At 46.8% G+C, this 8,735-nt stretch carries 5 protein-coding genes; 3 read left to right on the top strand and 2 right to left on the bottom strand.

Going from position 1 to position 8,735, the window contains the following annotated elements; genetic code table 11:
• Both ABWY16_RS03270 and ABWY16_RS03265 read left to right on the top strand, forming a co-directional pair.
• Positions 1 to 339 (top strand): permuted SH3 domain-containing protein (locus ABWY16_RS03270; RefSeq protein WP_502930981.1); only part of this gene is annotated, 339 nt, incomplete at its 5' end.
• Complete coding sequence (locus ABWY16_RS03265; RefSeq protein WP_353903219.1) at positions 336 to 3,407, top strand: efflux RND transporter permease subunit; 3,072 nt, start codon at positions 336 to 338, stop codon at positions 3,405 to 3,407. The genes ABWY16_RS03270 and ABWY16_RS03265, both read left to right, overlap by 4 nt.
• Before the next feature lie 78 nt (positions 3,408 to 3,485).
• Here the strand turns inward: ABWY16_RS03265 and ABWY16_RS03260 are convergent, their stop codons facing one another.
• Both ABWY16_RS03260 and ABWY16_RS03255 read right to left on the bottom strand, forming a co-directional pair.
• Positions 3,486 to 4,646 carry a GAF domain-containing protein gene (locus tag ABWY16_RS03260; RefSeq protein ID WP_353903218.1) on the bottom strand — a complete coding sequence of 387 codons (1,161 nt, stop codon included), beginning with the start codon at positions 4,644 to 4,646 and terminating at the stop codon, positions 3,486 to 3,488.
• Between the two features lie 104 nt (positions 4,647 to 4,750).
• A complete protein-coding gene (locus ABWY16_RS03255) occupies positions 4,751 to 6,676 on the bottom strand; it encodes a PAS domain-containing protein (protein ID WP_353903217.1) in 1,926 nt (641 codons plus the stop codon).
• A 304-nt stretch (positions 6,677 to 6,980) separates the two neighbouring features.
• On the opposite strand from ABWY16_RS03255, the gene ABWY16_RS03250 reads away from it, so the two are divergent.
• Positions 6,981 to 8,735: M28 family peptidase (locus ABWY16_RS03250; protein WP_353903216.1), on the top strand; the 1,755-nt coding region annotated here is incomplete at its 3' end.

The following is an 8,735-nucleotide window of genomic DNA, read 5'->3' as shown; positions in this document are numbered from 1 at the left end:
GGCAAAAAGCCCGGGGCTATCGCAGCGGGTATGTTTGGCAAGGCAGTCATAGAACCATCCGGGTCGGGAAAAGGTGCTCAGGCAGGAACCGGAAGCGGTAGCTGGCAGATCCCCTATGAGGCATTACTTGATGGTGATGGCAACAGCGGATATGTATTTGTGACCAACGACCGCAAAACTGCGCAAAAAGTGAAAGTGACGGTCGGCGGGATTGACAAGAATACCGTAACCGTTACCCATGGACTGGAAAATGCCGCTGCCCTGATCATTTCCGGTTCTGCTTACCTCACAGACCAGAGTCATATCTCTATTCAAACCCCTAAAACTTCCGCTAAATGAAAATTTCAGACTATGCCGTAAAAAACGGTCAGTTTACGCTGGTGATACTGATCATGATTATCGTACTGGGCGTAACCACCATGCTGAACATCCCGCGGTCGGAAGATCCGGAGATGCATGCGCCGGCTTTTTCCGTAATCATCATTTACCCGGGTACCAGTCCGAGGGATATTGAGGACCGCGTGGTAACGCCACTGGAAAAAACCATTTCCAATCTTGATGACATCAAAAAGGTGCGTTCAAGTATTTCCAATGGTGTAGCCGTAATCCGTGTGGAGTACGTTTACAGCAGTAACATCGAATCGAAATACCAGGAGATCGTCCGTGAGGTAAACAGCAAACGCCCGGAGCTGCCGGCTGATATTGCCAGTATAGAAATCCAGAAGCAACAGCCTTCAGATGTGGATGTGCTGCAGGTTGCGCTCGTTTCGGAGAATGCCGCCAGGAGCAAGCTGCAGTATTTCGCAGAGAAACTGCAGGACGATCTGGAGAAAATATCCTCTCTGAAACAGGTGCAGATTTTTGGATTACCGGGGCAGCAGGTGAGGGTGGAGCTGGATCTGGAAAAGATGGCACAGATGCATCTGCCGGTAAGCGCCGTGATGAACAGCCTGCACAGTGAAATGGCCAGCATCCCCGGAGGAAGTGTCGATGCAGGGAAGAAGACCTTCAACATTAAGTCGAACGATTACAGAACGCTGGATGCAGTAAATAACACAATCGTATACTCTGCCGGAGGAAAGAATATTGTCCTCAAAAACATCGCCCGTGTATACTACGGATATGGCGAGGAACAACATATAACCCGCTTAAATGGTCACCGCTGTGTGTTTGTGGTAGCTGCCCAAAAAGAAAAAGAAAATATCAGCAAGACGCAGATTGCATACAAGGCTGCGCTGGCAAACTTCAAAAAACAGCTGCCTGCAAACATCGATCTGGTGCAGAATTTTGACCAGGCCAATAACGTGAACAGGCGACTGACGGGATTAAGTCACGATTTTATCATAGCCATTCTGCTGGTGGCCGTAACTTTACTGCCACTGGGTTTCCGCCCTGCAGTGATTGTCATGATCTCGATTCCGCTTTCCTTGGCGATCGGGATTGTAATGCTGCAGTTGTTTGGGTTTAACCTTAACCAGCTGAGTATAGTAGGCCTGGTTGTAGCACTCGGTTTGCTTGTGGATGACAGCATCGTGGTGGTAGAGAATATTGAGCGCTGGATGCTGGAAGGGCACAGCCGGCTGGAAGCTACGCTGATGGCAACCAGGCAGATTGGGATGGCCGTTGTAGGCTGTACTATAGTGCTGATCATTGCCTTTATGCCCCTGGTATTTTTACCTGAAGGGTCCGGAGATTTCATCAGGAGTTTGCCGCTGGCGGTGATCTTTTGTGTGCTGGCCTCTATGTTTGTCTCCCTGACGATCATCCCGTTTTTGTCCAGCCGCCTGTTGAAAAACCATGCAGGTAACCCTGAGGGCAACTTCCTGATGCGCGGACTGAAAAAGCTGATCCATGGCAGTTATGCCCGTTTGCTGGATAAAGCTTTAAACAGGCCTTTCCTCACCATCGGGGTTGCGGTAGTACTCTTTTCTGCATCGATATACCTTTTTGGTGTGATTGGCTTTAGCCTGTTCCCGGCTTCAGAGAAACCACAGTTCCTGATCAATATTACTACCCCGAGCCAGTCTAATCTGCCTTATACCGATACCGTAACCCGGACGATAGAGCAACAGCTTAAACGCGAGCCGCTGATTAAATACTACGCATCAAATGTTGGCCGGGGCAATCCCAGGATCTATTACAATGTGATCCCTGAAAATAACCGTAATGATTTTGCACAGCTGTTTGTGCAGCTGGATGAGGAGACTAACCCTGATGATAAGCTGCTCCTGATCAGTAAACTGCAGCAACGCTGGGCACATTATCCCGGGGCAAAGGTAGAAGTAAAGAACTTTGAACAGGGCCCGCCGGTAATTGCCCCTGTTGAAGTACGCCTGTTTGGCGATAACCTGGATACGCTTCGGGCATTAACGCTGAAGGTAGAGCAAATGCTGCGGCAGGAACCGGGGACAATGTATATCAAAAATCCGGTAAGCCTGCTAAAAAGTGATATCCGGATTGCGATAAACAAGGAGAAAGCACAGCAGCAGGGTGTTTCTACCGTGAATGTGGACCAGGTTGCCAGACTGGCTGTGACGGGACTGAATATGGGTACTTACTATAACAACGACAATAAGTATGGCTATACTGTAATGCTTACCCGTATGAAAGAGGGCAGGCCCAGCCTGGATGCTTTCCGCAACCTGTATGTGAACAATGTACAGGGCAATGCTCTGCCACTGAACCAGGTGGCCGACCTGCAGTTGGAAGCCTCACCTGCAATCATCAACCACCAGGAGAAAAAACGTGTGGTATCGGTACAGGCCGACGTACGGAAAGGCTACCTGGCAAGCCGTGTGATACAGGAGGTAATCAAAAAAATGGATAAGATGCCACTGCCCGCGGGTTACAGTTACGAAATGGGTGGTGAACTGGAATCGCAGAATAACTCCTTTGGCGGTTTCCTGAGCATCATCCTGGTGACGGTATTTATGTTTATAGCCGTACTTGTACTCCTGTTTAAAACTTTTAAAAGTATGCTGATTATCCTGTCTGTTATACCACTGGGTATTGTAGGAGCGGCAGTTGCACTCTGGCTGACAGGGAATTCGCTGTCCTTTATTGCTGTAGTAGGACTGATTGCCCTTGCGGGAATAGAAGTGAAGAATACGATCCTGCTGGTAGACTTTACCAATCAGCTGCGAAAGCAGGGAATGAGCCTGCAGGAGGCGATACGTGAGGCAGGGGAAGTGAGGTTTTTACCGATAGTGCTCACCTCGCTTACCGCTATCGGCGGACTGATCCCTATCGCAATTTCCACCAATCCGCTGATCTCGCCACTGGCAATCGTGCTGATCGGTGGGCTGATCAGTTCAACGCTGCTGTCGAGGATCGTAACGCCTATCATTTACGAACTGATTCCACCCGCAATTGAAAGGGATGAAGAAGTGATCAGCCATACAGATTAGCGATTGTGTATTTGATAAAAATCTCCATGGTAGTGACCATGGAGATTTTTATCAAATATTTCGGCCAGAAGTGTGGAATTATGTTTTAGCTGTTGCCTGGACCAGGCGTAATGCTTCTTCTATTTTTTTTAGGCTTTCTTCGATCGCAAGAATGGAAAGGTCAATTTTTGGCTCAGCATGTGCTGCTGCATTCAGGTTTTCTTTCAAACGCTGATGATGATTGGCCAGATCAATATGATTCGCAAGCATCTCTGTATTGGCAATCGATATATATTCCAGGCGTTTTTTTGTATTTACATGATCAGTAACTTCTGTAGCAACTACCATAATACCGGTAGTCTGACCTTCCGGATTCTTTACCGGCTGATACACGAAGTTGAAGCTCACTTCCTCGGTTTTATTGTGGCGTTGAAGCATCACATGTAATTCAGTTCCGTAAAATGGATTCCCGGAGCTGAGTACATTATCGAGTATTTCAAGAAAGCCCTGGCCTTCGAGTTCCGGTAAACCCTGTCTGAGCGGCAAACCGATAACTTCTTTTGTCTTGCCCCAAAGCTCAAGTATCTTCACATTCGCGATCTCAATGATCATTTCCTGTCCGGTGAAGAGCCCTATGGCTATAGGCGCATCGGATATGATGGTCTGGTGGCTGAAATTCTTTTGTACCTGCGCCGCTGTTTCATACAGTCCGCGTTCCAGTTCTGAGATACCCTTTATGCGCATCTCAATTTCATCCATCACAATCTTTGCCATATTCTGGAGCATCTCCTTTTCTTTATCGGAGAATGTCCGTTTCTCATAGCCCATTACACAGATGGTGCCGATACTGAATCCATCATAGGTAATCAGAGGGGCTCCTGCATAAAACTGAAAGCCCATCTCTGCTGCTACCATAGAATTGCTCAGGAAACAGGGATCTGCGCTGGGCAGGGTCTCAAACACTGTAACATCGGTATTGAGCATTGCAAGAGAGCACAAACTCGAACCTCTTGGACTGGCTACCGTTGCGCCCCTGATGTCCATACTGGTTTTGACATATACAAGTTCGGTATCTACAAAGTTGATGAGGGCAATAGGCAGATCAAAACACTGCGCTGCCAGCTTAGCGATATTATCGAAAGATTTTTCTGGCGAAGTACCTGCTATATGATAGCGTTTGAGCGCAGCCACCCGTTGTAAATCATTGAGAGGTTTGGGGTTTACTGTATTTTCTTCAGTTGAGGCGAGTTGTTCTTCCATCCGTATTGCTTATACCATCAGTATGTGTACTAGATATACGCGAAATGTCGCAAAAAAGGTTTTGATACCGCCCAATCATTTTATTCATTCTGTAACACAGCAAATTAGACTGGCGAATTCTGTATTTGAGTCCCAGGGTCTGGAATTTCAATAGTTACACCGGAAAGATGTGTGGGTTTGCCATCATTGTAATCGAGTTTGCCAAAAGCCCTCAGCCATTTTGAAGGCTGACCATCATATGCATATAATGGAAAGTCAAAACTAAATGGTTGCTGCAGCTCAATTGATTTATGGATGGCCTCAAGCATTCTGTCTGCGTATCCGTCAACAATCCGGGTCATTGCGATTGGCCAGCTGATCTCCTGATCTAAAGGATAACCGTACAATTTCCTGAGTCCGGGAGAGGTGGTACAATCCATAGTTTCCACATCTACATGCCAGATGCCGATAGAAGTATTCTCGGCTGATGTTTTCACTGCTGTTTCTGCTTTTTTTACACTTTCTTCTATCTTCTCAAGGGAATGCAGCAAGCCTGGCTGACTATCCTGAAGGCCACTGAGCATTTTGTTGATCAGCTCATGCGTAGTCGTCAGGTCGTCATGCGTGTTCATCATATCCTGGTTGACAGCTGTCAAGTCCTGAATGGTTGAGAGAAGGATGTCATTGGTAGCCTGTTTCTCCGTTCCCAGTTTTTCCAGCAGGTTACGGGCATTTACGATCTGGGTAATATCACTCACTGATGCAATCACCTGATCCACCTCACCTTCATCATCAAAAACCGGAACGTAGATGATGTTCAGGAACATAGGCTTTGGGCCGCCGGGTGTCCGGATCACTACTTCAACTTCCGGAAATGTAGCTGTTTCCCGGGTGCCGAAAACTTCAAGAATTGCATCTGTTGAGCCCGGGTTAACAGAATTCGGGAAGATTTCCAGCAATGACCTTCCTAAAACTGCATCCGCTTCCAGTTCCCAGATATCCAGCATTGGCTGATTTGCCGTCTCAACAATCAATTCCTTTCCTGTAAAGATCGCCATACCTGTAGCAGAATGCATCACCATGTTTTCGAGCTGCCGTTCGCTGGTCTGCAGAGCTTTGCGTGCGTTCATCTCTTCTGTGATTTCATTGGCCACGATCATGATGCTGGTGGTGTTTCCATCCCCGTCCTTTAAGGGCTGGTAGACGAAATTGAAATATACATCTTCCAGTTTACCATTTCGTTCCAGCGAAACACAAACTTCTTTCCCGTAGAAAGGTGTTCCTGAAGTAAATACATTGTCAAGGATCTGAAGAAATCCCTGGCTCTTTATTTCAGGGAGTGCCTGGGCCAGGGTCTGACCAATAACTTCATCTGTTTTGCCCCAAACTTCGAGGATGATGGGGTTTGCCAGCTCTATCTTCAGCTCCCTGCCGTTAAGAACACCAATGGCCATGGGTGCTTTGGCAATAAGCGATTGGTTATTGAAATTCAACTGCGCCAGCCTGGCAGCGTCCTTTGCTTTCTTTTCTGCGTCGAATATGCCGCGCAGGCGTAACTCAATTTCGTCCATGACGATCCGCGCGAGCCCTTTAAGCATATTTGTTTCTTTTTCCGAGAAGGTCCGTTTTTCACGGCCTATTACACAGATTGTTCCAATAGTAAAGCCGTCGTGCGTAATCAGCGGTGCACCGGCATAAAACTTAAAACCCATTTCTGCTACCAGCAGGGGATCAGTCATCAGGTGCTGGTTCAGGTTAGGGATATCTTCGACAACCATGACTTCGTCAGTGCCCAGTGCCATTGTACATATACTGTTGCTTCGCGGGCTGTTGCGAATCTCTTCTACGCCCAGGTTGGATTTCAGGAATACATTCTCCGTATCAATGAATGAAATCAGAGAAACAGGGAGATCAAAGATCTGGGTAGCTAGCCTGGCAATGTTATCAAACGTTTGTTCAGGAGGGGTTCCCATAATCTGATAACGCTGAAGTGCTTCAACCCGCTTTTTATCGTCGGGAGAAATAAAACCTGCTGCCAAAGTATTTTCCATTCGTCTTTGATTGATTTAGAAGCATTGGTAGTTACAACCAATAGCTATTGTACGGATCTTAAGATAGCTAATAACATTTTGCAATTTCGCAAATACCCCAAATTAAACCAAATTTTTAACTCGGGTTCCTCAATTATAATCCTATGGATGAATATGTTTCGTTTTTAGGCTGAATAATTCTATGCTAAAATATTTTAGCAACAATATCAGTTCCCGATGTATTTATTTTAAACTACTGTTTTTGTAGAGTATTTCTCCAATATCAACGGGAAAATTATATCTTCATCGCTGTAAAACCTAAACAATGAAAAGACTCTTCATCTTCAGCTCCCTCAATTTATTTTGGGTTTCCCTGATGGCCCAGACGGTTCCAATAACTGGCTTTAAATCGGCGGACAAAACGGCGCAATATGCAATGGAAAAACAATTCGACGCTGGTCTGAGCAGGGAAAATATTGGCGAAACGATAAAAGAACTTTCCTCATCCCCGCACCACCTGGGTTCGGCAAGAGGCAAGGTTGTAGCCGGCTTGATTCTTGATAAATTTAAAAGTTACGGATGGGACGCAAGGATAGAGACCTATTATGTTTTGTTTCCGACACCAAAAAGCAGATCACTTGAGTTACTGGCCCCGGTAAAATATCAGGCCGTGCTGGAAGAACAGGCAATTGCTTCGGATCCTTCAACCTCGCAGAAGGGGCAACTGTCGCCATACAATGCCTGGGGTGCCGACGGTGATGTGACGGCGGGACTGATCTTTGTCAATTACGGGCTACCAGAGGATTACGCTAAACTGGAGCGCCTGGGTATAGATGTGAAGGGCAAAATTGTCATAGCCAAATATGGCCATTCATGGAGAGGGGTGAAACCCAAAATCGCTTACGAACATGGTGCTGTAGGCTGCCTGATTTATTCAGACCCTAAAGATGATGGTTTTGTAAAGGGTGATACTTATCCTGCAGGGGCATTTAAGCCCGAATTTGCTGTACAGCGTGGTTCTGTGATGGACATGGTAATTTACCCCGGAGATCCTCTTACACCAAATATTGGTGCTACTAAGGATGCCAAAAGGCTGACCAAAGAAGAAGCTAAGACAATCTTAAAGATACCTGTGCAGCCTATCAGTTACCACGATGCGCAGCCACTGCTTGCCGCATTGAAAGGCCCGGTAGCGCCTTCGGAATGGAGTGGTGGTTTGCCTGTAACCTATCATATAGGTGACGGGGCTACTGCCGTAAGACTGAATGTAGCATTTAACTGGGATATTGTGCCGGCATACAACGTGATTGCAAAAATGAAAGGCAGCAAATATCCGGATGAATGGATTATCCGCGGTAACCATCATGATGCCTGGGTAAATGGTGCAGCAGATCCGGTGAGTGGCCTGGCGGCATTGCTAGAAGAAGCAAAATCTATTGGTAGGCTGGCAAAACAGGGTATCCGGCCAAAACGTAGTCTTGTATATGCTGCCTGGGATGGCGAAGAGCAATCACTGCTTGGTTCTACGGAATGGGTGGAGCAGCATGCTGCGGAACTGAATAAAAAGGCAGTGGCCTATATCAATTCTGACGGCAACGGCCGAGGCTTTCTGGAAGCTGCAGGCTCGCATGCGCTGGAGAATATGATCTCGGAGGTTGCCCATGAGGTGAACGATCCCCAAACCAATGTTAGCATTTTTGATCGTAAAATTGCGGCCGAGGCTGTAAGCGCAGTATCTGCCAAAGCAAAACAAACAGCAATGGCTAAAAAGGTGCTGGATATTGGTGCACTAGGCACAGGATCAGATTATTCAGCCTTTCTACAGCATATGGGCATCCCATCGCTGAACCTGGGTTTTGGAGGTGAAGATGAGGGTGGTGAATACCATACCAATTACGATTCTTACGAGAACTACATCAAATTCAAAGATCCGGGTTTCAGTTATGGTCTGGCACTTTCGCAATTTGCCGGTAGAGCGGTTCTGCGCCTGGCCAATGCCGATGTACTGCCTTTTAATTTTGTGAACCTGCAGAGCAAGATTGCAAAGTATCTGACAGAAGTAACTGATCTGGATACGCAG

This window comes from Pedobacter sp., from assembly GCF_040513095.1.
In the GTDB taxonomy this organism is placed as follows: Bacteria; Bacteroidota; Bacteroidia; order Sphingobacteriales; family Sphingobacteriaceae; genus Pedobacter.
The sequence above is the reverse complement of the archived record's forward strand: the minus strand, read 5'-3'. Positions and strand labels throughout refer to the sequence as shown.